This window comes from Streptomyces sp. SLBN-8D4, from assembly GCF_049739545.1.
GTDB classification, from domain to species: Bacteria; Actinomycetota; Actinomycetes; order Streptomycetales; family Streptomycetaceae; genus Streptomyces; species Streptomyces canus_C.
Map to the genome: position 1 here is coordinate 3,190,456 of NZ_JBMGQC010000001.1, position 26,476 is coordinate 3,216,931.

The 26,476-nt window shown below is 71.0% G+C and carries 27 protein-coding genes; 13 read left to right on the plus strand and 14 right to left on the minus strand.

What is annotated here, in order from left to right; genetic code table 11:
• Positions 1 to 41 precede the first annotated feature (41 nt).
• The 8 genes from RKD20_RS13910 to RKD20_RS13945 form a co-directional block, all read right to left on the minus strand.
• The gene (locus RKD20_RS13910; RefSeq protein ID WP_424878011.1) at positions 42 to 1,742 is read right to left on the minus strand and encodes an acyl-CoA mutase large subunit family protein; all 1,701 of its coding nucleotides are present in this window, start codon (positions 1,740 to 1,742) and stop codon (positions 42 to 44) included.
• 75 nt (positions 1,743 to 1,817) lie between these two features.
• Positions 1,818 to 2,156, minus strand: a complete 339-nt coding sequence (locus RKD20_RS13915) for a DUF3817 domain-containing protein (protein WP_424878012.1) — start codon at positions 2,154 to 2,156, stop codon at positions 1,818 to 1,820.
• 43 nt (positions 2,157 to 2,199) lie between these two features.
• The gene (locus tag RKD20_RS13920; RefSeq protein WP_424878013.1) at positions 2,200 to 2,709 is read right to left on the minus strand and encodes a MarR family winged helix-turn-helix transcriptional regulator; all 510 of its coding nucleotides are present in this window, start codon (positions 2,707 to 2,709) and stop codon (positions 2,200 to 2,202) included.
• A 489-nt stretch (positions 2,710 to 3,198) separates the two neighbouring features.
• Positions 3,199 to 3,849 (minus strand): TetR/AcrR family transcriptional regulator, encoded by a 651-nt coding sequence (locus tag RKD20_RS13925; protein ID WP_424878014.1) that lies wholly within the window; start codon positions 3,847 to 3,849, stop codon positions 3,199 to 3,201.
• Complete coding sequence (locus tag RKD20_RS13930) at positions 3,846 to 4,526, minus strand: DUF4166 domain-containing protein (protein ID WP_424878015.1); 681 nt, start codon at positions 4,524 to 4,526, stop codon at positions 3,846 to 3,848. The genes RKD20_RS13925 and RKD20_RS13930 overlap by 4 nt, the downstream gene beginning before the upstream one ends.
• Positions 4,523 to 5,275 carry a hypothetical protein gene (locus tag RKD20_RS13935; RefSeq protein ID WP_424878016.1) on the minus strand — a complete coding sequence of 251 codons (753 nt, stop codon included), beginning with the start codon at positions 5,273 to 5,275 and terminating at the stop codon, positions 4,523 to 4,525. The genes RKD20_RS13930 and RKD20_RS13935 overlap by 4 nt, the downstream gene beginning before the upstream one ends.
• 145 nt (positions 5,276 to 5,420) lie before the next feature.
• Positions 5,421 to 5,714 carry an MTH1187 family thiamine-binding protein gene (locus tag RKD20_RS13940; protein ID WP_007384762.1) on the minus strand — a complete coding sequence of 98 codons (294 nt, stop codon included), beginning with the start codon at positions 5,712 to 5,714 and terminating at the stop codon, positions 5,421 to 5,423.
• Positions 5,711 to 6,061, minus strand: a complete 351-nt coding sequence (locus RKD20_RS13945; RefSeq protein ID WP_424878017.1) for a DUF3817 domain-containing protein — start codon at positions 6,059 to 6,061, stop codon at positions 5,711 to 5,713. The genes RKD20_RS13940 and RKD20_RS13945 overlap by 4 nt, the downstream gene beginning before the upstream one ends.
• A 639-nt stretch (positions 6,062 to 6,700) precedes the next feature.
• Here RKD20_RS13945 and RKD20_RS13950 point away from each other — a divergent pair.
• The 4 genes from RKD20_RS13950 to RKD20_RS13965 all read left to right on the plus strand — a co-directional run bounded on the left by RKD20_RS13950 (position 6,701) and on the right by RKD20_RS13965 (position 9,348).
• Positions 6,701 to 7,333 carry an AIM24 family protein gene (locus RKD20_RS13950; RefSeq protein WP_031051516.1) on the plus strand — a complete coding sequence of 211 codons (633 nt, stop codon included), beginning with the start codon at positions 6,701 to 6,703 and terminating at the stop codon, positions 7,331 to 7,333.
• 1 nt (position 7,334) lies between these two features.
• On the plus strand, positions 7,335 to 7,985 hold the full coding sequence (locus RKD20_RS13955) for an AIM24 family protein (protein ID WP_020122740.1): 651 nt from the start codon (positions 7,335 to 7,337) through the stop codon (positions 7,983 to 7,985).
• Positions 7,982 to 8,779 (plus strand): AIM24 family protein, encoded by a 798-nt coding sequence (locus RKD20_RS13960; RefSeq protein WP_424878018.1) that lies wholly within the window; start codon positions 7,982 to 7,984, stop codon positions 8,777 to 8,779. Before RKD20_RS13955 ends, RKD20_RS13960 begins: the two co-directional genes overlap by 4 nt.
• A gap of 92 nt (positions 8,780 to 8,871) precedes the next feature.
• Entirely contained in the window at positions 8,872 to 9,348 is a 477-nt protein-coding gene (locus RKD20_RS13965) for a MarR family winged helix-turn-helix transcriptional regulator (RefSeq protein WP_020122742.1), read from the plus strand.
• Positions 9,349 to 9,361: 13 nt separating this feature from the next.
• On the opposite strand, the gene RKD20_RS13970 is transcribed toward RKD20_RS13965, so the two are convergent.
• Together RKD20_RS13970 and RKD20_RS13975 are read right to left on the minus strand one after the other, a co-directional pair.
• A complete protein-coding gene (locus tag RKD20_RS13970; RefSeq protein WP_424878019.1) occupies positions 9,362 to 10,750 on the minus strand; it encodes a sensor histidine kinase in 1,389 nt (462 codons plus the stop codon).
• Positions 10,747 to 11,409: a response regulator transcription factor gene (locus tag RKD20_RS13975; protein ID WP_424878020.1), complete on the minus strand. Its 663-nt coding sequence runs from the start codon at positions 11,407 to 11,409 to the stop codon at positions 10,747 to 10,749. Before RKD20_RS13975 ends, RKD20_RS13970 begins: the two co-directional genes overlap by 4 nt.
• Before the next feature lie 135 nt (positions 11,410 to 11,544).
• On the opposite strand from RKD20_RS13975, the gene RKD20_RS13980 reads away from it, so the two are divergent.
• Entirely contained in the window at positions 11,545 to 12,096 is a 552-nt protein-coding gene (locus RKD20_RS13980) for a PepSY domain-containing protein (protein ID WP_424878021.1), read from the plus strand.
• 48 nt (positions 12,097 to 12,144) lie between these two features.
• Here the strand turns inward: RKD20_RS13980 and meaB are convergent, their stop codons facing one another.
• Together meaB and RKD20_RS13990 are read right to left on the minus strand one after the other, a co-directional pair.
• The gene (meaB, locus tag RKD20_RS13985; protein ID WP_020122746.1) at positions 12,145 to 13,101 is read right to left on the minus strand and encodes a methylmalonyl Co-A mutase-associated GTPase MeaB; all 957 of its coding nucleotides are present in this window, start codon (positions 13,099 to 13,101) and stop codon (positions 12,145 to 12,147) included.
• Between the two features lie 46 nt (positions 13,102 to 13,147).
• Entirely contained in the window at positions 13,148 to 14,350 is a 1,203-nt protein-coding gene (locus RKD20_RS13990; protein WP_424878022.1) for an acetyl-CoA C-acetyltransferase, read from the minus strand.
• 148 nt (positions 14,351 to 14,498) lie between these two features.
• Between RKD20_RS13990 and mce the strand changes: the two genes are divergently transcribed.
• The 7 genes from mce to RKD20_RS14025 all read left to right on the plus strand — a co-directional run bounded on the left by mce (position 14,499) and on the right by RKD20_RS14025 (position 24,339).
• The gene (gene mce / locus RKD20_RS13995) at positions 14,499 to 14,939 is read left to right on the plus strand and encodes a methylmalonyl-CoA epimerase (protein ID WP_007384751.1); all 441 of its coding nucleotides are present in this window, start codon (positions 14,499 to 14,501) and stop codon (positions 14,937 to 14,939) included.
• A gap of 209 nt (positions 14,940 to 15,148) precedes the next feature.
• On the plus strand, positions 15,149 to 19,027 hold the full coding sequence (gene scy, locus RKD20_RS14000) for a polarized growth protein Scy (RefSeq protein ID WP_424878023.1): 3,879 nt from the start codon (positions 15,149 to 15,151) through the stop codon (positions 19,025 to 19,027).
• Between the two features lie 183 nt (positions 19,028 to 19,210).
• Positions 19,211 to 20,146, plus strand: a complete 936-nt coding sequence (locus RKD20_RS14005; protein WP_391175865.1) for a cellulose-binding protein — start codon at positions 19,211 to 19,213, stop codon at positions 20,144 to 20,146.
• Between the two features lie 222 nt (positions 20,147 to 20,368).
• On the plus strand, positions 20,369 to 21,331 hold the full coding sequence (locus RKD20_RS14010) for an ABC transporter ATP-binding protein (protein WP_424878024.1): 963 nt from the start codon (positions 20,369 to 20,371) through the stop codon (positions 21,329 to 21,331).
• Positions 21,332 to 21,333: 2 nt separating this feature from the next.
• Positions 21,334 to 22,104, plus strand: coding sequence for an ABC transporter permease (locus tag RKD20_RS14015; RefSeq protein WP_028808509.1), 771 nt, complete (start codon positions 21,334 to 21,336; stop codon positions 22,102 to 22,104).
• Positions 22,105 to 22,216: 112 nt separating this feature from the next.
• Entirely contained in the window at positions 22,217 to 23,464 is a 1,248-nt protein-coding gene (locus RKD20_RS14020; RefSeq protein WP_424878025.1) for an ATP-binding cassette domain-containing protein, read from the plus strand.
• Positions 23,461 to 24,339 (plus strand): ABC transporter permease subunit, encoded by an 879-nt coding sequence (locus tag RKD20_RS14025; RefSeq protein WP_424878026.1) that lies wholly within the window; start codon positions 23,461 to 23,463, stop codon positions 24,337 to 24,339. Before RKD20_RS14020 ends, RKD20_RS14025 begins: the two co-directional genes overlap by 4 nt.
• Before the next feature lie 35 nt (positions 24,340 to 24,374).
• On the opposite strand, the gene RKD20_RS14030 is transcribed toward RKD20_RS14025, so the two are convergent.
• Positions 24,375 to 24,716, minus strand: a complete 342-nt coding sequence (locus tag RKD20_RS14030; RefSeq protein ID WP_020122755.1) for a hypothetical protein — start codon at positions 24,714 to 24,716, stop codon at positions 24,375 to 24,377.
• A gap of 223 nt (positions 24,717 to 24,939) precedes the next feature.
• On the opposite strand from RKD20_RS14030, the gene RKD20_RS14035 reads away from it, so the two are divergent.
• The gene (locus RKD20_RS14035) at positions 24,940 to 25,968 is read left to right on the plus strand and encodes an LLM class flavin-dependent oxidoreductase (RefSeq protein WP_424878027.1); all 1,029 of its coding nucleotides are present in this window, start codon (positions 24,940 to 24,942) and stop codon (positions 25,966 to 25,968) included.
• An 86-nt stretch (positions 25,969 to 26,054) separates the two neighbouring features.
• Here RKD20_RS14035 and RKD20_RS14040 read toward each other — a convergent pair whose 3' ends face one another.
• Positions 26,055 to 26,447: an SCO5389 family protein gene (locus tag RKD20_RS14040; protein WP_326664248.1), complete on the minus strand. Its 393-nt coding sequence runs from the start codon at positions 26,445 to 26,447 to the stop codon at positions 26,055 to 26,057.
• Positions 26,448 to 26,476 lie beyond the last annotated feature (29 nt).

Genomic DNA, 26,476 nt, shown 5'->3' on the forward strand with positions numbered 1-26,476 from the left:
TACCTTGCCGGGGGAACCCACCCGGAAGCCGGGCCCGGCTCCTAGAACCCTGGCGGTTCCGTGTACACCCCCCACTCGTCCCGCAGCACCCCGCAGACCTCCCCGAGCGTCGCCTCCGCCCGCACCGCGTCCAGCATCGGCCCGATCATGTTGGACCCGTCGCGGGCGGCAACGAGCATGGCCTCCAAGGCAGTTCGCACTACCCCTTCGTCCCGCTGCGCCTTACGGCCGCCCAGGGCCCGCACCTGCTCCCGCTCCACCTCGTGGCTCACCCGCAGGATCTCCAGGTCCCCGGTGACCGATCCGTGGTGGACGTTCACCCCCACGACCCTCTTCTCGCCCTTCTCCAGGGCCTGTTGGTACCGGAAGGCCGCTTCCGCGATCTCCCCGGTGAACCAGCCGTCCTCGATCCCACGCAGGATCCCGGACGTGATCGGGCCGATCGGGTGCCGCCCGTCCGGATGGGCCCTGAGCCCCCGCTCCCTGATCTGCTCGAAGATCTTCTCCGCGTCCGCCTCGATCCGGTCCGTCAGCTGCTCCACGAACCACGAACCCCCCAGCGGATCGGCCACGTTGGCGACCCCGGTCTCCTCCATCAGCACCTGCTGAGTCCTGAGCGCGATCTCCGCGGCCTGCTCGCTCGGCAGTGCGAGGGTCTCGTCCAGGGCGTTGGTGTGCAGGGAGTTGGTCCCGCCGAGCACCGCGGCCAGCGCCTCCACCGCCGTACGGACGACGTTGTTGTACGGCTGCTGCGCGGTCAGCGAGACCCCCGCGGTCTGGGTGTGGAACCGCAGCCACTGCGCCTTCTCGGACCGTGCCCCGTACACGTCCCGCATCCACCGCGCCCAGATCCTGCGCGCCGCCCGGAACTTGGCGATCTCCTCGAAGAAGTCGACGTGCGCGTCGAAGAAGAAGGAGAGTCCGGGCGCGAACACGTCGACGTCCAGGCCGCGGCTGAGCCCCAGCTCGACGTACCCGAACCCGTCCGCGAGGGTGTACGCCAGCTCCTGCGCGGCCGTCGAACCGGCCTCGCGGATGTGGTACCCGGAGACGGACAGCGGTTTGTAGGCGGGGATGCCGGCCGCGCAGTACTCCATCAGGTCGCCGATCAGGCGCAGGTGCGGCTCGGGCTGGAAGAGCCACTCCTTCTGCGCGATGTACTCCTTGAAGATGTCCGTCTGGAGCGTGCCGTTGAGGACGGACGGGTCCACGCCCTGCCGCTCGGCCGCGACCAGGTACATGCAGAAGACGGGGACGGCGGGCCCGCTGATCGTCATGGAGGTCGTCACGTCGCCCAGCGGGATGTCCCGGAACAGGACCTCCATGTCGGCCGCCGAGTCGATGGCGACCCCGCAGTGCCCGACCTCGCCGAGCGAGCGGGGATCGTCGGAGTCCCGCCCCATCAGGGTCGGCATGTCGAAGGCGACCGACAGGCCGCCGCCCCCGTTGGCGAGGATCTTCTTGTACCGCTCGTTGGTCTGCTCGGCGTTCCCGAACCCGGCGAACTGCCGGATGGTCCAGGTCCGCCCCCGGTAGCCGGTCGGATACAGCCCGCGCGTGAAGGGGTACTCCCCCGGCCACCCGATCCGCTCGAAGCCCTCGTAGACGTCCCCCGGCCGCGGCCCGTACACCGGCTCCGCGGGATCACCCGAGAGTGTGGTGAAGTCGCCCGCACGCCTGCGCGAGGCGTCGTACCGGGCCTGCCAGCGTCGGCGGCCCTCTTCGATGGCGTCAGCGTCCATACCCTCGAAGTTACTAGGACGTCCTAGTAAACGTCGACAGGCGACCGCCGTACGCGTGCCGTACGGCGGTGGGGGTCAGGCCTTGACGGGGGCGGGAGCCCCTTCGGTGAACTTGCCCTCCAGCTCGCGGCTGATCTTCCGCTCCACGAAGAATGCGGCCGTCGGAATCGTTCCGGCGAGCAGTACCCAGATCTGCTTGAGGATGGGCCACCTCGCCTTGGAACCCAGATCGAAGGCGAAGACCAGGTAGACCACGTACAGCCAGCCGTGCGCGATGGCGACGACGCGCGTGACGTCCGCGGCGCCGTCGATGTCGAGGCCGTACTTGGCGATCATGCTCAGGCACAGCAGGACCAGCAGCACACCGGTGACGTAGGCCAGGACGCGGTAGCGGGTCAGCACGCTCTTTTTCATGCCTACGAGCGTAACCACGCGTTCCGGGCGATCTTCCCGCGGGTCAGTCCTCGTCGAAGTCGTGCGCGGCGATCCTCAGCGGGCGCAGCATCGCGAAGATCTCCGCGCACTCCTCGGCGTCGTACACACCGAGGCCGAAGTCCATCGCCATGAGGTCCCGCGTGGCGGCCTCGACGACCTCGCGGCCCTTGTCGGTGATGGAGGCGAGGGTGCCGCGGCCGTCGTTGGGGTTGGGTCGCTTGTCGACCAGGCCCGACCTGACCAGGCGGTCCACGGTGTTGGTGACCGACGTGGGGTGCACCATGAGCCGCTCGCCGATCTTCGACATCGTCAGCTCGCCGGCCTTGGAGAAGTTCAGCAGCACCAGCGCCTCGTACCGCGCGAACGTCAGCCCGTACGGCTTGACCACCGCGTCCACCTCACCGAGCAGGATCTGGTGCGCGCGCATGATCGAGGTGATCGCCGCCATGGACGGCACGTTTCCCCAGCGCTGCTTCCAGAGTTCGTCGGCGCGGGCGATGGGGTCGAAGGGAAGACTGAGCGGCTTCGGCACGGCACCGACCTTACCGGCCGGTCACATGGTGGTCAGCAGTGTCTCGCCTTTCAGACGGTTGCCTCCGGCGGTTGGGCGGAGTGGGGTTGGGCGGAGTGGGGTTGGGGTTCGGGTGCGGGTTCGGTGGGGGCGGGCGTTTTGCGCAGTTCCCCGCGCCCCTGGATGCCTGCGGCGCAGCTGCGGCCTCAGTGGGGGCGGGTGTAGCGCGTTCCGTTCGGTGGGTGGGTCGGGACCGGGGTGGGGGGTATCCGTCCTCGGTCCGGCGGCTCGGTCCCTTGGGCAGGGCTCGGTGACGGACGCCGGCCGCTGCGGGCGGACACCCCCCACCCCGTCCCCTTGCCGCCTTACGCGGCCAACGGCCCGTCGTGGCGCCGGTGACTGCACCCACCCAGGGGCGCGGGGAACTGCGCGACCAGCCCCCACCGGCCCGCACTCGCCCCACAACAGGGCCCGGCACCCCCATAGGCACCCCGCCCAGGCCCAGCGCAGCTACCGGCGGCCCGTCCTGCGGAGGTGGTGGCGTACCGCGCGCTGGGCGACCGGGCCCAGGTCCTCCAGCGCGGCGACGAGCACGCCGAGTTGCTCCAGGGCGTCCAGGGCCGCGGTGGCACCGGACGCGTCGACCCCTTCGTACAGCTCGATGCCCACGAAGGACGCGGCCACCGCACGGGCCAGGCCCGCGGGGTCGGCGAACTCTCCGAAGGGCGTGGCCGCGAGGACTCTGGTGAGGACCTGCTCGATCTCGGCGATCCACAGTTCCAGGCCCGCCGCGGTGGCGGGGCCGAGGGTGGCGTGGGTCTGGGCGCCGGCCAGCAGCTGGCCGAGGAGGGCCACATGTCCTCCGGCCCGCTCCTCCTCGTGGACCTTCCGTCCCACCGCGAGGAGTTCGGACAGCGAGGTCACGGCGGCCAGCCGTTCCCGGTAACGGGCCACCGCGCGCTCCGCGCCGTAGCGGCAGGCCGCGGCGAGGAGTTCGTCGACGGAGCCGAAGTGGTAGAAGACCAGCGCCTGGTTGACCCCGGCAGCCGCCGCGACCGTACGGGCGGAGGTCTTGGCGATGCCCTGTTCGGTGAGGGTGCGCAGCGCGCCCTCCAGGAGTTTGGTCTTGGTCTCCAGGGACTTCGCGGACTCGGGGCTCACGCGCGCGCTTCCTCGCGGAGGGGACGGAGACCGGGGCGGACTCCGCAGGCCGCGATGTCGCTGTACGTCGCCTCGAAGCCGCCCTCGTAGCCGAAGAGCGGGCCGAAGTACCGGTTGACGACCCGGACACTGATGCGGAAACGGCCCGCCCTCTCGTCGTAGGACTCCCTCACCTCCGCCGTCGCGCCGATCAGCTCGGGCACCCGGACGTCCACCGCGCCCTCCCGGAACCGGTGCTCACCGGAGCGGATCAGCAGCGAGCCGTCGGGCTCGGCGCGGAAGTGCAGCTCGCTGGCCAGGTGCTGGTGGGTGCCGAGGTAGTCGAGGATGCGGTCACCCTTGGGGCTCAGCACCATCTGGGCGTCGAAGCGGCGGGGGCGGCCGGGCAGGTGGAAGGTGCGCACGAAGGTCACCGTCTCACGGCCGTAGGTGTCCGCGTAGGGGACGTTCTCGATCACGAACGGCACGTTCCGCCCCGGTCTCGGCACCAGGATGTTGCGGGTCGTCCCGAGGGCCAGGAAGGGCTTCACGAACGCCCCGCCGTGCCAGATGCGGTCCATGACGCCCCGGCCGGTGCAGGCCTCGCCGGTCGTCAGGCCGACCGAGAAGCGGCGCTGGAGCTGCGGGTGGAGGCGGTCGAAGTCGGCGCCCATCACCGTACGGAACATCGAGGTCATCGCGGGGTCTCCAGGGTGCGAAGGACACGCGGCGCACGCACGCGCGTGGGGGGCCGGCGCAGACAGCGGCGGGCGGCCGGGGTGCCGGGCAGGGGGGACTTGAACAGAGCCAGGGAGATGGCGAGGGCGAGGAGCAACGGCGAGACGTAGGCCATGGACGCCGCCAGTGGGCCGAAGAAGTCCAGGAAACGCTCCAGGGCGAGGCCGGTACCGGCGACGAGCACGACGAGGGCGCGGACCAGGAGTTCGGCCAGCCAGTTCCACAGGGCCCGCTCCGGGGTGATCCCCCGCTCCAGCCACAGCCGCAGCCGGTCGAAGGACCAGGCCGTCGCCCAGCCGATGAGGGGGCGGAAGAGCAGGCGGTCGGCCACGGCGCCGACGCGGCCCCAGCGAGGGCGGTAGTCGTAGCCGGTGAGGAAGGTGACGCCGTCACCGTCGGGGACGTAACGCCAGTAGCCGCTGCCCTCCGCCAGGAGCGAGAGCGGGTGCGGGGAAGAGAAGCGCAGGGCGGAGGTGCGGGTGCCGTCGGGGCGTTCGCGCTCCCCTGCGGAGACACCCGTGCCCGCGACGGTGAGACCGGGCAGTACGCGCGTGGCGTAGCGGAAGCGCTGCGGCTCGCCCTCCACGCGCGGGAGGTAGGTGATCCGGGTGAAGCGGAGGTCCCAGCGCTGGTGCTGGGACGGTTCCTGTGTCCGGGTCCAGAGGTCGTCGAGATCGGCACGGATGCGTGCCTCTATGTAGAGCCCCATTGGTTCCCCCAGGTGAGCTGCCTGTTTGAGCGACTGCTCAAACTCACTGGACAGGAAGGTACACGTTTTTGAGCGATCGCTCAATCAGGATGGGCGAGAAAACCCCGGCCCGCGCGGGCCGGGGTTCGCCTGTGTCGCGGTCGGGTCAGTCGGCGAGGTGCCGCTCCACCGTCTCCACCTTGGAGGTCAGACCGTCCGTGACGCCGGGCCGGATGTCCGCCTTGAGCACCAGCGACACTCGCGGCGCCCGTGCCTCCACGGCGGCCACGGCACGCTTCACGACGTCCATGACCTCGTCCCAGTCCCCCTCGATCGAGGTGAACATGGCGTCGGTGCGGTTCGGCAGCCCCGACTCACGGACGATCCGCACCGCGTCGGCGACGTACTCCCCCACGTCCTCGCCGACCCCGAGCGGGGTCACGGAGAAGGCGACGATCATGCGTTCACGATCCCTTCCTGGGCCTTGCGGGCGCGGGAGGCGATGACGGCGTCCTCGGCCTCGCGCTTGAGCCTGCGCTCGGCGAAGAAGCCGCCGGTGGGCAGCACGGAGAGCACGAAGAACCAGATCCCCGTCCTCGCGGACCACTTGACCCGGAACCAGGCGTCCAGCCAGAAGATCACGTACAGGATGAACAGGACGCCGTGGACCATGCCCATCACCGGCACGGCGTTGAAGTCCGTGGTCCGCTTCAGCACCGAGCAGACGAGCAGAAGCAGGAACGAGACCGCCTCGGGCGCGGAGACAAGGCGGAGGCGGCGGATGGCGGAGGCTGTCTTGAGGTCCACGGGTCACCTTCGGTGGGAGGTACGTCGTCGGTCTGGCGGTTTGTGAACGAACGCACAAGCGTGCGTCCATTGTGACAAACGGTTCCACGGTCCAGTCCGGGGGGTCAGGGGCCTATGAAGCTGCCGGGTGAGCCGGTCGGGCGGGTGCGGGTGCGTTGTGGCTGGTCGCGCAGTTCCCCGCGCCCCTGGGTGGGTGCGGTCGCCCCGGCCAGGATGGAACGTTCGCCACCTCACGCGCCACGACGGACCGTTCGACACCTTCCTCCGCCGCGACCGCGCGCCACGACGGGCCGTTAGCCGCGTACGGCGCGAAGGGGACGGGGTGGGGGGTGTCCGCCCGCAGCGGCCGGCGTCCGTTACAGAGCCCTGCCCAAGGGACCGAGCCGCCGGACCGAGGACGGATACCCCCCGCCCCGGCCCCGACCAAAAACCACACCGCACGCGCTACACAAGCCCCCACCGAGGCCGCACAGGCCGCCGCAGGCATCCAGGGGCGCGGGACTGTGTCCATATGCGGCTCCGCCGCGTGGGCGCAAAACGCCCGCCCCCACCGCACCCGCACCCACCCCACAACCCGACCTCCACCCCCCCCACATCTGTCCGCAACCGCTTCCAGCCAGCTACCTTCACTCCGTGGCGATGTTTCGACTCCAAGGCAGCAAGGTGCTGGCCGTCGACATGACCGGGGACGCCGTGAAGGCGAAGAACGGCTCGATGGTCGCGTACGACGGGCAGATGGCGTTCAAGAAGATGAGCGGCGGTGGTGAGGGGATCCGAGGCATGGTCACCCGGCGCATCACCGGCGAGCAGATGACCGTGATGGAGGTGTCGGGGCACGGGACGTGCTGGTTCGCGGACCGGGCCTCGGAGATAAACCTCGTCAGTCTCCAGGGGGACAAGCTGTACGTGGAGTCGAGCAACCTGCTCGCGACCGACGCCGGCCTGAGGACGGGCACGTCCTTCACCGGCCTGCGCGGCGCCTCCCAGGGCAACGGGCTGTTCACGACGACCGTCGAGGGACACGGCCAGGCGGCCATCATGTCGGACGGCCCGGCGGTCGTCCTGCGGGTCAGCCGCCAGTACCCGCTGACAGTCGACCCCGGCGCCTACATCGCCCACCAGGGCAACCTCAGCCAGTCCTTCCAGTCCGGTGTGACATTCCGCACATTCATGGGCGAGGGCGGCGGCGAGGCCTTCCAGATCCGCTTCGAGGGGGACGGCCTGGTGTACGTCCAGCCCAGCGAGCGGAACACGATCGCGGGAGATGTGTGACATGCCCTTCCGCGAGATCAACTCCAAGATGGTCGAGGCGACCGTCCTGCCGGGCCAGCGCCTGTTCAGCCAGCGCGGCGCGATGCTGGCGTACAAGGGCGAGGTGTCCTTCACGCCCAACATCCAGGGCGGCCAGGGCGGCGTCATGTCGATGATCGGCCGGCGCGTGGCCAACGAGGACACGCCCCTGATGACCGTCGAGGGCAGCGGCACCGTGCTCTTCGGACACGGCGGCCACCACGTCACGGTCGTCAACCTCTCCGGCGACACCCTGTTCGTCGAGGCGGACCGCCTGCTCGCCTTCGAGGGCACCCTCCAGCAGGGCACCATGTTCATGGGCTCCCAGGGTGGCGTCATGGGCATGGTGCGCGGCCAGATCAGCGGCCAGGGCCTGTTCACGACCACGCTGAAGGGCCACGGCTCGGTGGCCGTGATGGCCCACGGCGGGGTCTTCGAGGTCCCCATCACCCCGCAGCGCCCGGTTCACGTCGACCCGCAGGCCTACGTCGCCCACCACGGCGACGTCCGCAACAAGCTGTCGACGGCGCTCGGCTGGCGCGACATGGTGGGCCGCGGCTCCGGCGAGGCCTTCCAGCTGGAGCTCAGCGGGAACGGCGTGGTGTACGTGCAGGCGTCCGAGGAGAAGCTGTGAGCCACTACCCGGGCGCGGGCCCGACCGTGTACGACCCGATGACGCTGCCGTCCGACGACAACGTCAACAACTACACCTTCTGCGTGGAGCTCAAGGGGAGCCAGTGGTTCCTGCAGAAGGGGAAGATGATCGCCTACTACGGGCAGATGGATTTCAACGGCATCGGACACGGCCGCCTGGACGGTCTCGTCCGCACGTCGTTCCATTCGCCTCTGCACGCGAGCGACTGGGTCGTGGCACAGGGCTCGGGCAAGATGCTCCTCGCCGACCGGGCCTTCGACGTGAACTCGTACGACCTCGAAGACGGCAACCTGACCATTCGCTCCGGCAACTTGCTCGCTTTTCAGCCAAGTCTCGCGCTGAAGCAGTCGATCGTGCCCGGCTTCCTGACCCTCATCGGAACCGGAAAGTTCGTGGCCGCCTCGAACGGTCCCGTGGTGTTCATGGAGCCCCCGATCCGGGTGGACCCGCAAGCGCTTGTGGGCTGGGCGGACTGCCCCTCGCCGTGCCATCACTACGACCACGGCTACATGGCCGGTCTGATGGGCGGTCTACGTGCGATGACGGGCCTCGGCGGGGCCTCCGGGGAAGAGCACCAGTTCGAGTTCGTGGGGGCCGGCACCGTACTGCTCCAGTCGACGGAGGTCCTGATGGCCGAGCAGGCCACCGGGGTGGTTCCGTCCGAGCCCGGAGTACCCGGCGGTTACGGGGGACCCGCAGGCCAGCCGCAGCAGCCGGGCGCACCGCGCCTTCCCGGACAGCTGGGGGACCTCCAGCGTCGCTTCGGGCTGTGAGCGGTAGTCTGCGGAGTGTGACGTCGAACGTGTGCACGCCGTCACATGACCCTCATTAGTTCGCCTTTCAACCTTTTAGGTAGACTGCATTTATGGAGACCGAGACGGCCACGCGCTGGCTGACCGATGCGGAGCAGTGCGCCTGGCGCACCCACCTGGAGGTCAACAGGCTGTTGACGTATCAGCTCGAGCGGGACCTTCAGCCGTTCGGACTGACGATGAACGACTACGAGATCCTGGTCAATCTCTCCGAGTCGGAGGGCGTACGGATGCGGATGAGCGACCTCGCGTCCGCCACCCTCCAGTCCAAGAGCCGGCTCTCGCACCAGATCACCCGCATGGAGAACGCGGACCTGGTCCGGCGCGAGAACTGCGAGTCCGACCGCCGCGGCCTGTACGCGGTCCTGACCGAGCACGGCATGGAGACGATGAAGAAGGTCGCGCCGCATCATGTGGCGTCTGTGCGGAGGCACTTCATCGACCTCGTGCCGCCCGAGTCCCTGAGGGAGCTGGACAAGGCCCTGAAGCCCATCGCGGAGCACCTGCGGGGGCACCGGGGACGTCCCTGACACCGGGACACGGCTAGGCGATCGGCAGGCGGAGTTCGAACAGGGCTCCGCCTGCCGGCGTGTCCCGGACCGTGAGCGTGCCGCCGTGCCGGGCGGCGACGTCCCGGGCGATGGCGAGACCGAGTCCGGCGCCCCCGTCGTCCCGGGCCCGTGCCTCGTCCAGCCGGACGAACCGCTCGAAGATGCGCTCCCGGTCCCCGGCCGGCACCCCGTCCCCGTCGTCGGCGACCTCGACCACCGCGCGGCGGTCCCCGTCCCGTCGTACCGTCACCACTACCGCCGACCTCGCGTGCCGCCGTGCGTTGTCCAGCAGGTTGTCGAGCACCCGCTCCAACTGCCCCCGGGACCCCGTCACCTCCACGGCCTCCGCCCGCACGGTCACCCCTGGCCGCCCGGCGGCCCGCTCCCGTACCAGCGCCGCCAGTTCGACCCCCGTGTCCGCGACCCGCTCCCCCGCGTCCAGGCGGGCCAGCAACAGCAGGTCCGCGGCCAGGTGCTGGAGCCGTACCGTGTCCTCGACCGCTCCGTCCAGGTCCAGCAACTCGGGGTGCGCGGCGGCCACTTCGAGCTGGGTTCGCAGTGAGGCGATCGGGCTGCGCAATTCGTGCGAGGCGTCGGCGACGAACCGGCGCTGGCGCTCGACGGAGGTCTCCAGGGCGGCCAGGGTCTCGTTGGTGGTGCGGGCGAGGCGGGCCACCTCGTCATGGGTGTCCGGCACCGGGACGCGGCGGGCGAGGTCCTCGGAGGCGGTGATCGCCGCCATCTCGCCGCGGATGGCCTCGACCGGGCGCAGCGCCCGGCGCGTCACCGTCCAGGTCACCCGGGCGACCACCGCGAGCAGCACGGGCAGGCCGACGAGCATGACGGTGGCGGCGGTGTGCACGGCGTCCCGCTGGGCCTCGAGCGAGGCCCCGGCGTACACCAGGACCGTCCTGTCGCCGCGGTCCGTGACCTCGACCTGGGCGAACCGGTACGCGATGCTCTCCCCGTCCACGGTGGCCCGGCCCTGGCCGTGCCAGGTGACCTCGCCGACCTCGCCCGCCTCGGCGTCGTCCCCGTCACCGTCCGGCCGCGCGTCGGGGCGGGCCACGGGCGTGACCCCGCGCACGCCGGTACCGCTGATCGCCTCCAGGTCCTCGCTCGCCGCGAGCACCCGCCCGTCCCGGTCGACCACCTGGGCCGGGTGGTCCCCGTCCAGATCCAGCTCCCGGTACGGCACGCCCTGCGCGATCTGCGACGCCACGTTGCGGGCGGCGCCGTCGGCGGCCGTGTCCGCCTGGCCCGCGAGGTTGCTGCGCAGCGACAGCAGGACGACGGCGCCCGCGGCGACCAGGGCCACGGCCACCACCGCGGTCGCGGCCAGCGTGGCCCGCGCCCGGACCGAGCCGAACAGCCGCCTCATCCGCCGGTCTCCAGTCGGTACCCGGCGCCGCGGACGGTCCGGATGAGGCCCGCGTCCAGCTTCCGGCGCAGGGTGCTGACGTACACCTCGACGATGTTGGGATCGCCGTCGTACGCGAAGTCCCAGACGTGCTCCAGGATCTGCGCCTTGGACACCACCTCGCCGGCCCGCAGCGCGAGCTGTTCCAGGACCGAGAACTCCTTGGCGGTGAGGGTGACTTCGGTGCCGTCGAGGAAGACCCGGCGGGCGGCGGTGTCGATCCGCAGCGCCCCGGTCTCCAGCACCGGGGAGGCCCCGGTCCCGCGCCGCCGCAGCAGGGCCTTGATCCGGGCCACGAGGACGACGTAGGAGAAGGGCTTGGTCAGGTAGTCGTCGGCGCCGGTGTCCAGGCCCTCGGCCTCGTCGTACTCGCCGTCCTTGGCGGTGAGCATCAGGATCGGCACCTCGTGGCCGGCGGCGCGCAGAGCGGCGCAGACCCGGTAGCCGTTGAGGCCGGGCAGCATGATGTCGAGGATCACCAGGTCGTACGACCCCTCGGTGGCCCGGTGCAGTCCCTCCCTGCCTTCGTGGACGGCGTCGACGGCGTAGCCCTCGGCGGTGAGGCCCTTGGCGAGGGACAGGGCAAGTCGTTTCTCGTCCTCGACGATCAGCAGGCGCATGTGCACAGCCTCGCAAAGCGAACCTGAAGGCGCCTTCAGGAGGCTTCAGGGCCGCTTCAGCTCGCCTCCGGCAGCTTGGTCGTCGTCGAACGCCGACGAGGCAGAACGAAACAGACCTGCTCTGGAGGAATCCTCATGAAGCGCAACATCGTCATCGCCACCCTCACCGCCGCCGCGCTGGTCACCGGCGGCACCGTCGCGGCCTTCGCGGCGGGGGACGACGAGGCGACGGCGACGCGGCGCCAGGCGAACACCAGCGCCCAGGTCACCGCGGCCGAGGCGATCGCGGCCGCCCTGAAGCACACCCCGGGCAAGGCCCTCTCCGCCGACCTGGACGACGACGGCGCCGACGTGTGGGAGGTGACCGTCGTCAAGGGCGACGGCTCCGGGTACGAGGTGCGGATCGCCCCGGACACCGGCAAGGTCCTCGGCACCCAGCGCGACACCGAGGACGACCACGACGCCGACGACCGCGCCGAGCTCGCCGCGGTGAAGGGCGCGCACACCGACGCCCGCGAGGCCGCACTGGCCGCCGCCGCGAAGGGCACGGTGACGGAGGTCGGCCTCGACGACGACAACGGCACCGTGGCCTGGAGCGCGGACACCGTGAAGGACGGCAGGCAGGGCGAGTGGAAGGTCGCCCCCGACTCGGGCAAGGTCACGCAGGACCGCGACGACGACGCCTGAGTCGGCCGCTGCGCGGCGGACGCGGCACCCTGTGCCGTCCCGAGGGGCTCAGCCCCGGGTCAGACCCTCGACCAGTTCGTCGGCCGCCCGGTAGGGGTCCAGCTCGCCGGCGACGATCTTCTCCGCGAGGGCGTCCAGGCGCCGGTCGCCGTGCAGGTCGTCGATGCGTTCGCGCAGGGCGGTGACGGCGATCGTCTCGACCTCGTGGGCGGCGCGGGCGCGGCGGCGCTCGGTGAGGACGCCGCGCTCCTCCATCCAGGCGCGGTGCTTCTCCAGGGCTTCCACGACCTCGTCGACGCCCTCAGCGCGGGCGGCGACCGTCTTGACGATCGGCGGGCGCCACTCGCCCGGGGCGCGGGACTCGCCGAGGCCCAGCATGTGGTTGAGCTCGCGGGCGGTCGCGTCGGCGCCGTCGCGGTCGGCCTTGTTGACGACGTACACGTCGCCGATCTCCAGGATTCCGGCCTTGGCGGCCTGGATGCCGTCGCCCATGCCCGGCGCGAGCAGCACCACGGAGGTGTCCGCCTGGGAGGCGATCTCCACCTCGGACTGGCCGACGCCGACCGTCTCGACCAGGACCACGTCGCAGCCGGCCGCGTCCAGGACCCGGATGGCCTGCGGGGCGGCCCAGGCGAGGCCGCCGAGGTGGCCGCGGGTCGCCATGGAGCGGATGTAGACGCCGGGGTCGGAGGCGTGCTCCGACATGCGGACCCGGTCGCCGAGCAGGGCGCCGCCGGAGAACGGCGAGGACGGGTCGACGGCCAGGACGCCGACCCGCCTGCCCTGCTTGCGGTAGGCGGTCACCAGGGCCGAGGTGGACGTCGACTTGCCCACCCCGGGCGAGCCCGTCAGGCCCACCACATACGCGTTGCCCGTGAGCGGGGCGAGCGCTTCCATGACCTCCCTGAGCTGCGGGGACGCCCCCTCCACGAGGGAGATCAGCCGGGCCACGGCCCGCGGCCGGCCCTCCCTGGCCTGGGCCACCAGGGTGGAGACGTCCTGCATCACAGCTCCGTTCACAGCGAGGTCCTACAGTCCTACGAAGGAGAACTCAGGCCTTGGGTACCCGCACGACGAGCGCGTCACCCTGACCGCCGCCGCCGCACAGGGCCGCCGCGCCGACCCCGCCGCCGCGCCGCCTGAGCTCCAGGGCGAGGTGCAGGACGAGCCGGGCGCCCGACATGCCGATGGGGTGGCCGAGGGCGATGGCGCCGCCGTTCACGTTCACCTTTTCGGTGGACACGCCGAGGTCCTTCATCGACTGGACGGCGACCGCGGCGAAGGCCTCGTTGATCTCGATCAGGTCGAGGTCGGAGACCTCCAGGCCCTCCTTCTTGAGGGCGTGCAGGATCGCGTTGGACGGCTGGGACTGCAGGGAGTTGTCCGGGCCCGCCACATTGCCGTGGGCGCCGATCTCGGCGATCCACTCCAGGCCGAGCTCCTGCGCCTTGGTCTTGCTCATCACGACCACGGCCGCCGCACCGTCCGAGATCTGCGAGGCGGAGCCTGCGGTGATGGTGCCGTCCTTGGCGAACGCGGGGCGCAGCTTGCCCAGGGACTCCGCGGTGGTGTCGCCGCGGATGCCCTCGTCCTTGCTGAAGACGACCGGCTCGCCCTTGCGCTGCGGGACCTCCACGGGGGTGATCTCGGCTTCGAAGACGCCGTTCTTCTGCGCGGCGGCGGCCCGCTGGTGGGACAGGGCGGAGAACTCGTCCTGCTCGGGGCGCCGGATGCCGAGGCGGGTGTTGTGCTTCTCCGTGGACTCGCCCATGGCGATGTTCTCGAAGGCGTCGGTCAGACCGTCGTACGCCATGGCGTCGAGCATCTCGATCGCCCCGTACTTGAAGCCCTCGCGGGACTTCGGGAGCAGGTGGGGGGCGTTGGTCATGGACTCCTGGCCGCCCGCGACGATCACGTCGAACTCGCCGGCGCGGATCAGCTGGTCGGCCAGCGCGATCGCGTCGAGGCCCGACAGACACACCTTGTTGATGGTCAGCGCCGGGACGCTCATCGGGATGCCGGCCTTGACGGCGGCCTGGCGGGCCGGGATCTGGCCCGCTCCGGCCTGGAGCACCTGGCCCATGATGACGTACTGCACCTGGTCGCCACCGATTCCCGCACGGTCGAGGGCGGCCTTGATCGCGAAGCCGCCGAGGTCGGCTCCGGAGAAGGACTTCAGCGAGCCCAGCAACCGCCCCATGGGCGTTCGGGCGCCCGCGACGATCACCGAGGTCGTGCTGTTCGATCCAGACATGAGCTGCGATCCCCTTACCGGCTGCACTGCCGAGGAGTGAACGAGGGTTTACTTCAAAGGTACTGAGTGGCACTCCGTGCCGTCATCGCCCCGTCGGTGTGATCGCGCGCACGTTGCGTAACCGTTTCGCGAGCGCTGCACTGACTACATGCTGACGCGAATCGACCACATCGGGATCGCCTGTTTCGACCTCGACAAGACCGTCGAGTTCTACCGGGCCACGTACGGCTTCGAGGTGTTCCACTCCGAGGTCAACGAGGAGCAGGGCGTGCGCGAGGCCATGCTCAAGATCAACGAGACCTCCGACGGCGGCGCCTCCTACCTGCAGCTTCTGGAGCCGACCCGCCCCGACTCGACCGTCGCCAAGTGGCTGGACAAGAACGGCGAGGGTGTCCACCACATCGCTTTCGGTACGGCGGACGTCGACCAGGACGCCGCGGACATCAAGGACAAGGGCGTACGCGTCCTGTACGAGGAGCCGCGACGCGGCTCCATGGGGTCACGGATCACCTTCCTGCACCCGAAGGATTGTCACGGCGTACTGACAGAACTGGTCACTTCGGCGCCTGTTGAGTCACCTGAGCACTGACCCTCGTACATATGGGCCGGTAGGGTTGGGGGCGGTCGCTCCCGGAAGGGGGGTGGCCGCTTTCCGGGGTCCGGGTTTCGGGGGACGAGCGACGGGCAGCAGCCCATGCTCCGTCGTTGATCTGACACCATTCCCCGGGGGCCCCGTTCGGCGGATGGACGGGGCTCGTTTGGAGAGACTTGCGACCAGGGGACGGATGGGACCGCGCAGTGCGGGGCTACGAACGCCAGGAGCGAGAGCCGGCGGCTGACGTCGACCACCTCTCTCGGTTCGAGGCCGAGATGGAGCGGCTGAAGACCGAGCGGGAAAAGGCGATCCAGCACGCCGACGACCTCGGCTACCAGGTCGAGGTGCTGCGCGCCAAGTTGCACGAGGCGCGGCGCACCCTCATGTCCCGGCCCGAATTCGGCGGCGGTGACATCGGCTACCAGGCCGAGCAGTTGCTGCGGAACGCGCAGATCCAGGCCGACCAGTTGCGCCAGGACGCCGAGCGCGAGCTGAGCCAGGTCCGCGCCCAGACCCAGCGCATCCTCCAGGAGCACGCCGAGCAGGCCGCGCGTCTGCAGGCGGAGCTGCACCAGGAGGCCGTCACCCGTCGCCAGCAGCTCGACCAGGAGCTGGCCGAGCGCCGGCAGACCGTCGAGTCGCACGTCAACGAGAACGTGGCGTGGGCCGAGCAGCTGCGCGCCCGCAGCGAGTCGCAGGCCCGACGGCTCCTGGAGGAGTCCCGCGCCGAGGCCGAGCAGGCCATGGCGGCCGCCCGTGCCGAGGCCGAGCGGGTCACCAGCGAGGCTCGCCAGCGTCTGCAGAGCGAGGCCGAGGCGGCCCGCGCGGAGGCCGAGCAGCTGCTGCGCCGCGCCCGCGCGGACGCGGAGCGGCTCCTGGAGACCGCCTCCACGCAGGCCCAGGAGGCCACCGACCACGCCGAGCAGCTGCGCACGTCCACCGCGACCGAGTCGGACAGCGCCCGCCGCCAGGCCACCGAGCTGAGCCGGGCCGCCGAACAGCGGATGGCGGAGGCCGAGGAGGCGCTGCGCAAGGCGCAGGCCGAGGCCGAGAAGGTGCTCAGCGAGGCGAAGTCGGCCGCCGAGAAGGCGCTCACGAGCGCGGAGTCGGCCAACGAACAGCGCACGCGTACGGCCAAGGAGCAGGTCGCCCGGCTGGTCACCGAGGCCAGCCAGGAGGCCGAGGCGACCAAGGAGGCCGCCGAGCAGATCGTCGCGGACGCCCGCGCCGAGGCCGAGAAGATCGTCACCGAGGCCGCCGAGAAGGCCCGCACGCTCACCGCCGAGGAGAGCGCGACCCAGCTGTCCAAGGCGGCCAAGACCGCCGAGGACGTCCTCAACAAGGCGCAGGAGGACGCGCAGCGGACCACCAAAGCCGCCGCCGAGGAGGCCGAGCGGATCCGCCGTGAGGCGGAGACCGAGGCGGACCGGCTGCGCGCCGAGGCGCACGACATCGCCGAGCAGCTCAAGGGCACGGCGAAGGACGACACCAAGGAGTACCGCGCCAAGACGGTCGAGCTGCAGGAGGAGGCCCGCCGGCTGCGCGGCGAGGCCGAGCAGCTGCGCTCCGACGCGGTCGCCGAGGGCGAGAAGATCCGCGCGGAGGCCCGCAAGGAGGCCGTCCAGCAGATCGAGGAGGCGGCCAAGACCGCCGAGGAGCTGCTCTCCAAGGCGAAGGCGGACGCCGACGAGCTGCGCCAGACCGCCACCACGGACAGCGAGAAGGTCCGCACCGAGGCCATCGAGCGCGCCACCACGCTGCGCCGGCAGGCCGAGGACACCCTGGAGCGCACCCGCAACGAGGCCGAGCGGCAGCGCGCCGAGGCCGTCGCACTGTCCGAGGAGATCGCAGCCGCCGCCGAGCGGGCCGCGGACGAGCTGCGCGAGGAGACCGAGCGGGCCATAGAGGCACGCCGTGCCGAGGCCGCCGAGGAACTGACCCGGCTGCGCACCGAGGCCGAGGAGCGTCTCGCCACCGCCGAGCAGGCCCTGACCGAGGCCCGCGAGGAGGCCGCGCGGATCCGCCGCGAGGCCTCCGAGGAGACCGACCGGCTGCGCGGCGAGGCCGCCGAGCGGATCCGCACCCTCCAGCAGCAGGCCGAGGCCGAGGCCGACCGGCTGCGCACCGAGGCCGCGTCCGACGCGTCCGCCTCCCGCGCCGAGGGCGAGGCCGTCGCCGTACGGCTGCGTTCCGAGGCCGCCGCCGAGGCGGAGCGTCTCAAGACCGAGGCCCAGGACACCGCGGACCGGGTCCGGGCGGAGGCGCAGACCGCCGCCGAGCGGATCGCCGCGGAGGCGACCGAGACGCTGGCCGCCGCACAGGAGGAGGCCAACCGGCGCCGCCGCGAGGCCGAGGAGTACCTCGGCTCGGCCCGCCAGGAGGCCGACCAGGAGCGTGAGCGGGCCCGCGAGCAGAGCGAGGAGCTGCTGGCCTCGGCCCGTAACCGGGTCGAGGAGGCGCAGGCCGAGGCCGTACGGCTGGTCGAGGAGGCGGACCGGCGGGCCACCGAGATGGTGTCGGCCGCCGAGCAGCACGCCCAGCAGGTGCGGGACTCGGTCGCCGGTCTGCACGAGCAGGCGCAGGAGGAGATCACCGGGCTGCGCAGCGCCGCCGAGCACGTGGCGGAGCGCACCCGGCGCGAGGCCCAGGAGGAGGCCGACCGGGTCCGTTCGGACGCCTACTCCGAGCGGGAGCGGGCCAGCGAGGACGCGGCCCGGATCCGGCGCGAGGCCGCCGAGGAGACGGACGCCGCCAAGTCCCTTGCCGAGCGCACCGTCTCGGACGCGATCGCGGAGGCGGAGCGGCTGCGTTCGGAGGCGTCCGAGCTCGCCCAGCGGGCCCGCACCGAGGCCTCGGACGCCATCGCCCAGGCCGACCAGGACGCCTCCCGTACCCGGGCGGACGCCCGCGAGGACGCCAACCGCATCCGCTCGGACGCGGCGCGGCAGGCCGACGCCCTCATCACCGAGGCGCGCAGCGAGGCCGAGCGGCTCACCGCGGAGACCATCACCGACACCGACCGGCTGCGGACGGAGACGGTCGCCGAGGCGGAGCGCGTGCGGGCCGAATCGGCCGCCCAGGCCGAGCAGTTGATCGGGGAGGCCAGCGGGGACGCCGAGAGGTTGCGGGCCGAGGCCGCCCAGACGGTGGGGCAGGCGCAGCAGCACGCGGAGCGGATCCGCAGCGAGGCCGAGCGGGTCAGGGCGGACGCGGCGGCCGCGGCCGAGGAACTGGTCAACTCCGCGCGCGCGGAGGCGGACCGCACCCTCGACGAGGCCCGCAAGGACGCCAACAAGCGGCGTTCCGAGGCGGCCGAGCAGGTCGACACGCTCATCACGGAGACCGCCGCGGAGGCGGACAAGCTTCTCACCGAGGCGCAGCAGCAGGCGCTCAAGACCACCGCGGACGCGGAGGCGCAGGCGGACACCATGGTGGGCGCGGCCCGCCATGAGGCCGACCGGCTGGTGTCCGAGGCGACGGTCGAGGGCAACACGCGTGTGGAGAAGGCCCGTACGGACGCGGACGAGCTGCTCGTCGGCGCGCGCCGGGACGCCACCGCCATAAGGGAGCGTGCGGAGGAGCTGCGCGACCGGATCACGGGCGAGATCGAGGCGCTGCACGAGCGGGCCCGCCGTGAGGCCGCGGAGACCATGAAGTCGACCGGCGACCGCTGCGACGCGCTCATCAAGGCCGCGGAGGAGCAGCTCGGGAAGGCGCAGGCGAAGGCCAAGGAGCTGGTCTCGGAGGCCAATTCGGAGGCCGGCAAGGTGCGCATCGCCGCGGTCAAGAAGGCCGAGGGGCTCCTCAAGGAGGCCGAGCAGAAGAAGGCCACGCTGGTCCGGGAGGCCGAGGAGCTCAAGGCCGAGGCGATCCGCGAGGCGAAGCGCACGGTCGAGGAGGGCAAGCGCGAGCTGGAGGTCCTCGTCCGCCGCCGCGAGGACATCAACACCGAGATCTCCCGTGTCCAGGACGTCCTGGAGGCGTTGGAGTCCTTCGAGGCCCCATCGGCGGGCAAGGACGGCGGCGTCAAGGCGGGCGCCACGGTCGGCGCCCCTCGTTCAGGTAAGCCGTCGGACAGCTGACCGACTGGTCGGAATCCGGTGCCGTCTGGGGCCTTTGACCAAGTTTTTGGCAAGCCGTCCGAGGGTTAGCCACTCAAAAGGGGTGTCATTCTCCAGATCAAACACGTATCCGCTCGATGACACACCGCTTCGGCCCCTAGGATTCCCCCTATCACCTCACCGGTCTCATTTGACAGGAACCCCATGAGCGACACTTCCCCCTACGGCTTCGAGCTTGTGCGGCGTGGGTACGACCGCGCTCAGGTGGACGAACGGATCTCCAAGCTCGTCTCCGACCGTGACAGCGCTCTCTCCCGCATCACCGCCCTGGAAAAGCGCATCGAGGAGCTCCACCTCGAGACGCAGAACGCCCAGGCTCAGGTAAGCGACGCCGAGCCGTCGTACGCCGGCCTCGGCGCGCGTGTCGAGAAGATCCTCCGCCTCGCCGAGGAGGAGGCCAAGGACCTGCGCGAGGAGGCCCGTCGCGCGGCCGAGCAGCACCGCGAACTCGCCGAGTCGGCGGCCCAGCAGGTCCGCAACGACGCAGAATCGTTCGCTGCGGAGCGCAAGTCCAAGGCCGAGGACGAGGGCGTCCGGATCGTCGAGAAGGCCAAGAGCGACTCCTCTCAGCTCCGTCAGGAGGCGCAGAAGGACGCGCAGCAGAAGCGTGAGGAGGCGGACGCCCTCTTCGAGGAGACCCGCGCCAAGGCCGCGCAGGCCGCCGCCGACTTCGAGACGAACCTCGCCAAGCGCCGGGAGCAGTCCGAGCGCGACCTGGCCTCGCGTCAGCAGAAGGCGGAGAAGCGTCTCGCGGAGATCGAGCACCGCGCGGAGCAGCTGCGCCTGGAGGCCGAGAAGCTGCGCACCGACGCCGAGCGCCGCGCCCGCCAGACGGTGGAGACCGCGCAGCGCCAGGCCGAGGACATCGTGGCCGACGCCAACGCCAAGGCCGACCGCATCCGTTCGGAATCCGAGCGTGAGCTCGCGGCTCTGACGAACCGTCGCGACTCGATCAACGCCCAGCTGACGAACGTCCGCGAGATGCTCGCCACGCTCACGGGCGCCGCGGTGGCCGCCGCCGGCACCCCGGCCGACGACGAGCCGATCTCCCGTGGGGTTCCGGCCCAGCAGTCCCGGTAACACCGCCTGACGGCACCAAGGGCCCGCACCTTCACCCCCGACAGGTGCGGGCCTTTGCCGTGTCCGGAGGCACTGGCGCACCGGGGCCCCGCCCGGGTGACGTGATCTTGACCCCTACTGCTTTCGGCTCTCCCCCCGGGTGGCGCATTTGTGCCCTTCTCGTCGGTCTCCGTTTGCCCGCACGATTGGCATCTGCCGAACCCGCCCCCTAGCGTGGTCCGCATGATCGAGCTGGCGGGCCTGACGAAGCGGTACGGCGAGAAGGTGGCGGTCAACAACCTGACCTTCACCGTCAGACCGGGCATCGTCACGGGCTTCCTGGGTCCCAACGGGGCCGGTAAGTCGACCACCATGCGCATGATGCTCGGCCTGGATCGTCCCACCGCCGGGGACGTCCGTATCGACGGCAAGCACTACGACCAGCTCAAGGACCCGCTGACGTACATCGGCGCCCTGCTGGACGCCAAGGCCATGCACGGCGGGCGCAGCGCCTTCAACCACCTGCTGTGCCTCGCGCAGAGCAACGGCATCCCGACGAAGCGGGTGCACGAGGTCCTCGACACGGTCGGTCTCACCGCCGTAGCGAGGAAGAAGGCCAAGGGGTTCTCCCTCGGTATGGGCCAGCGGCTCGGCATCGCGGGCGCGTTGCTCGGCGATCCGCGGATCCTGATGTTCGACGAGCCGGTCAACGGGCTCGACCCCGAGGGCATCCACTGGATCCGCAACCTGATGAAGTCCCTTGCCGCGCAGGGCCGTACGGTCTTCGTCTCCTCGCATCTCATGAGCGAGATGGCGCTGACCGCCGACCACCTCGTCGTCATCGGCCAGGGGCGGCTGCTCGCCGACACCTCCATGGCCGACTTCATCGCGCAGAACTCGCGGTCCTACGTCCGGATCCGCACTCCGCAGCGCGAGCGGCTGCTGGACGTGCTGCACGCGGCCGGGGTCACCGTCGTGGAGACCGGCAACGGCTCGCTGGAGGTGGACGGCAGCAAGTCCGAGTACATCGGCGAGCTGGCCGCCCAGCACCAGCTCGTGCTGCACGAGCTGAGCCCCCAACAGGCCTCCCTGGAGGAGGCGTTCATGCAGCTGACCGCCGAGTCGGTCGAGTACCACGCCCACAGCGACACACCCGTCGAGGCACCGCGGCAGCAGCCGTGGGGCAACGACTGGAAGGGGAAGTGACCATGGCGGCGACCCAGGTCATCCGCTCCGAGTGGACCAAGATCCGGTCGGTGGCCTCCACGGTGTGGACGCTCTCCCTCGCCGTGGTCGTCACCATCGGGCTCGGCATCCTGATCTCGGCCCTGTCGAAGAACGAGTTCGACAACATGAGCCGGCAGGACAAGCTCTCCTTCGACCCGACGTTCATCAGCTTCGCCGGGATGAGCCTCGGGCAGCTCGCGATGATCGTGTTCGGGGTGCTCGTCGTCTCGAACGAGTACAGCACCGGCATGATCCGCACCTCGCTGGCCGCCGTGCCGCAGCGCGGCACCTTCCTGGCGAGCAAGATCGCCGTCGCCACCGGGCTCTCGCTGGCCGTCGGTCTCGTCACCAGCTTCGTCACCTTCTTCCTCGGGCAGGCGATGCTCGGCTCGCACAGGGCGGAGATCGGTGACACCGGGGTGCTGCGCGCGGTCATCGGCGGCGGCCTCTACATGACCCTCATCGCGATGTTCTCGATGGGCGTCGCCGCGATGCTGCGCTCGCCGATGCTGTCGCTGGGCATCCTGATGCCGTTCTTCTTCCTGATCTCCAACATCCTGGGCAACGTCTCGGCGACGAAGAAGATCGGCCGGTTCCTGCCCGACCAGGCCGGCAGCAGGATCATGCAGGTGGTCACCCCGATCGACGACGACACTCCCTACGGCCCCTGGGGCGGGCTCGGGATCATGGCGCTGTGGGTGGCGGTGGCGCTGATCGGCGCCTATGTCCTGTTGAAGAAGAGGGACGCGTGACGCGAAAGGCCTTTGCTTTCATTTGAGCGGAACCGTCAGCGCCCCGATAAGCTCCTAACCCTTACGGGGGGCGTGCGCCCCGCTGTCCTGAACCTTGCGATGGGTGCGGAGCATGATCGAGGCAGTCGGCCTGACCAAGCGCTACGGCGACAAGACCGCTGTGTACAACCTTTCCTTCCAGGTGCGTCCCGGCACCGTCACCGGCTTCCTGGGCCCCAACGGCTCGGGCAAGTCGACGACCATGCGGATGATCCTCGGCCTGGACAACCCCACGTCGGGGCAGGTGACGATCGGCGGCTACCCGTATCGCAGGCTGCCCAACGCGGCCCGGCAGGTCGGTGCGCTGATCGACGCCAAGGCCGTGCACGGCGGGCGGGCGGCCCGTAACCACCTGCTGTGCCTGGCCCAGCTGTCCGGGATCCCGGCCCGCCGGGTGGACGAGGTGCTGGGCGTGGTCGGCCTCCAGGACGTGGCCAGGAAGCGTTCCAAGGGCTTCTCGCTCGGCATGGGGCAGCGGCTCGGCATCGCGGCCGCGCTGCTCGGCGACCCCCAGGTGCTGCTCTTCGACGAGCCGGTCAACGGGCTCGACCCCGAGGGCATCCTGTGGGTGCGCAACCTGATGAAGGCGCTGGCGGCGGAGGGCCGTACGGTCTTCGTCTCCTCCCACCTGATGAGCGAGATGGCGCTGACCGCGGACCATCTCATCGTCATCGGGCGCGGGCAGCTGCTCGCCGACATGAGCATCCAGGACTTCATCGCCGCGAACTCCGCGGGCTTCGCGCGCGTGCGGACGCCCGACACCGAGCCCCAGCTGCGCGAGAAGCTGTCGGCCGCGATCACCGAGGCGGGCGGGCACGTCCTGCCGGAGCAGGACGGCGCGCTGCGCGTGACCGGGCTGCCGCTGCCCCGCATCAGCGACATCGCGCACGACACGGACGTACGCCTGTGGGAGCTGTCGCCGCACCAGGCCTCCCTGGAGGAGGCGTACATGCGGATGACGCAGGGCGCGGTGGACTACCGCTCGACCATCGACCAGAAGGCGGGGCTCATGCAGCCCCTCCCGCCCGGCGCGCAGCCGCCCATGCCGGTTCCGGGCCAGGGCCAGCCGGGCTGGTACGCCCCGCCGCCGCCCCAGCCGGGCGGGCAGCCGTTCGCAGGCCCGCAGGACCCGGCGCAGGCGGGTCCGTACGGCGCCCCCGGTGCCGGCGCGCCCCACCCGTACACCCAGGCGGGCCCGGCGGCTCCGCAGGGCCTTCCCCAGCCGCCGGCGCAGGCCCCCGCGGCGCAGCCCCCGGCCTCCGCGCCCGCCCCGCAGACATCCGCCCCCGCCACCCCGACCGAGCCCGAGGACGCCCGATGAGCACCCCGCAGCCTTCGATGCCGCAGGCCCAGGCCGCCGTACCGAACTGGCAGTCGGCGGGTGGGCCGTCGTACGCCGGTTACACCTCGCCGATCCCCGTGGTGCGCACCCATCTCGGGCACGCCCTCGCCTCGGAGTGGACGAAGATCCGGTCGGTGCGCTCGACGATCTGGACGCTGGGCGTGTTCGTGCTGCTCATGATCGGCATCGGGCTGGGGGCCGCCGCGCTGGTGGCGGCCAACGCCTCGCAGGAGAGCCTGCGGGACGAGAACCCGCTGTCGTTCGGCTTCTTCGGTCTGCTGCTCGGCAGCATGTGCGTCATCACGCTCGGCGTGCTGACCACGGCCTCGGAGTACGGCACCGGAATGATCCGTACGACGATGGTCGCCTGCCCCTCCCGCGGCCGGGTCCTCGCGGCGAAGGCGGTGGTGTTCTTCACCGTGGCCTTCGTGACCACCCTCGTCTCGGTCCTCGTGGTCGCCCTCGCGGACGTGGCCTTGCTGGACGGCGCCCGCAACCCGACCGGTCAGGAGTGGCTGAAGGGCACCGTCGGCATCTCGCTCTACATCGCGCTGCTCGGTCTGCTCTCGCTGGTCGTCGGCTCGATCATCCGGCACTCGGCGGGCGCGATCACCGTCATGATCGGTGTCGTGCTGGCCCCGCTGGTCATCGCGCTGTTCATGTTCTCGCAGTCCCTGGAGGGCCTGCGCCAGGCGCTGTTCGAGTACTCCATCCCGAACCAGCTCAGCGTGTTCTACTCCAATTCCCTCACCGAGAGCGGCCCTTCGGGCTGGGACCCGCTGTGGATCATCCTGGGCGTGACGGCCGTCGCGTTCGCCGGCGCCTACGCGCTGCTGGAGAAGCGGGACGTGTAGAAGCCCCCGGAGCCTCCGGAGCCCCCTTCGAAGGCTCAGAACCTCGGCGCGTTACGGGACCGCTGCACCCGCGTGGTGCGGCGGTCCCGCGCGTTCCAGCACGCCTTGTGCCAGTGTCTGCGCTCGTCGACCCCCGAGTGGTCCGGCCAGGCCACCACGTGCGGGACGCCGTCCGGGATCATCTGGTCGCAGCCCGGGCAGCGGTACGTCTTGCCCTGCGCGCTCGCCCCCGCCACATGCCGGACGTTCCAGTCCTCGCCCTGCCAGTGTGTGGCCGACTGGAAGCCGCCGTAGCGGCCGGACCGGTCGTCCTCGGCACTCCGGCCGGCGGAGTCCGACGAACCGGAACCCTTGGGTCGGTTGCGACGCGGGGACACAGGGCACCTCACGGGGCTATACAGGAAGCAGGGACCGCGTCCAGCCTACGCGGCACGCGGCGGGGTACGCGTAGGGCACCAACCCCCACAAGTCCCCCTCCGGGGCGACCCATTCTGCAGACAATCGGCAAATCTCTCCACCAGGCCGTGTCCTCGGCACGTGTCAGGCGGTTATGCCGTGTGGGGGAGCTCCGTGTCGGAGCCAAGGAAGCAGGAAAAGCACATGCACGTTGGAAGTTTCGTGTTGGCGGCCCAGTTCCCGGGGCAGGGCCAGGGGGAGGCGCTGCACCGCGCGGTCCGCTCGGCCGAGGTCGCGGAGGAGGCCGGGCTCGACGCGGTCTGGCTGGCAGAACACCACTTCGTGCCGTACGGCACCTGTCCGTCGGCGATCACCCTGGCGGCGCTGCTGCTGGGCCGCACCCGCCGTATCCGCGTCGGCACCGCCGTGAGCGTGCTGCCCACGGTGCACCCCGTGGCCCTCGGGGAGCAGGCCGCGCTGCTGCACATGACGAGCGGCGGGCGCTTCTCGCTGGGCGTCGGGCGCGGCGGTCCGTGGGTCGACCTGGAGGTGTTCGGCTCGGGTCTCGAGGCGTACGAGAAGGGCTTCCCGGAATCACTCGATCTGCTGGTGCGCTGGCTGCGCCAGCCGTCCGTCGGGGCGGCCGGCGAGCGCTTCCGCTTCCGCGAGGTGCCGGTCGTCCCGCGGCCGTCGGAGGCGCTCGCGGAAGTCGACGGTCCCGAGGTCGTCGTCGCCTGCACCTCCCCGGCGAGCGTTCGGCTGGCCGCCGAGCGCGGTCTGCCGATGCTGCTCGGGATGCATGTCGGGGACGAGGAGAAGGCGGAGATGGTCGCCCTGTGGCGCAGGCAGGCGCGCGCCGCCGGACACGCGCCCGAGAAGGTGCTGGACGCGCCTCATGTCTCGGCCGGTGTCTGCCAGCTCGCGGACCGGCGCACGGACGCGGTGGAGGCCCTGGTGAAGGCGATGCCGGGCTGGCTCAGGCAGGGACTCGGCGCCCATGTCACGGTCGACGGCCGCGCCCGGCAGATGCGCGATCCGGTGGCCTACACCGAACTGCTCTGCGGACTGCACCCGGTGGGCACCCCGCGGCTCGCCGCCGACCGCCTCGCGGCGACCAGCGAACGGACGGGTGTCTCCCGTTTCGCCCTGCTCGTCGAGGGCTCGGGAGATCTGGCGGCCACCGAGGAGAACGTACGGCGGCTGGGTGCGGAAGTACTGCCGCATCTGACCTGAAACGGAACAACCCTGTCCGGCGGGAGCTTGCCGCCCCGGTACTGATGCACCTCCCGCGTACGGAGCGGCAAGCGAGCGGCGCCGCGTCAGCAGTCCCGGAACTCCGGAGACTGGTTCAGCAGCTGACTGCGCACCGAGGTGAAGCGGACCAGCGTCTCGTCGACGGAGGAGTCCAACGGGAACACCGCCACCCGGTGGCAGTTCTGGAAGGCCAGCCGCACACCGAAGTGCCGCTGCAGCGCGCCGCGTATCGCGTCACTCGCAAGCGCACGCAGCAGCTGACCGCGTGCCTGCTCGTCCGGCGGGGGCGTCTGGTTGTCGGCGAAGTTGCCGCCGTCGACCTTCAGCTGGGCCACCAGGGAGCTGACCATCTCCCATGCGTAGGGCAGGGAGGTCCGGACGCAGTCGACGAATTCCGCTTCGTCGACCTCGCCTCGCTCGGCCTTCTCGAGTAGGGCCGGTGAGACGTCGAGCGACATGGGTTCTCCTCTCGCACCCCTGATTCCTC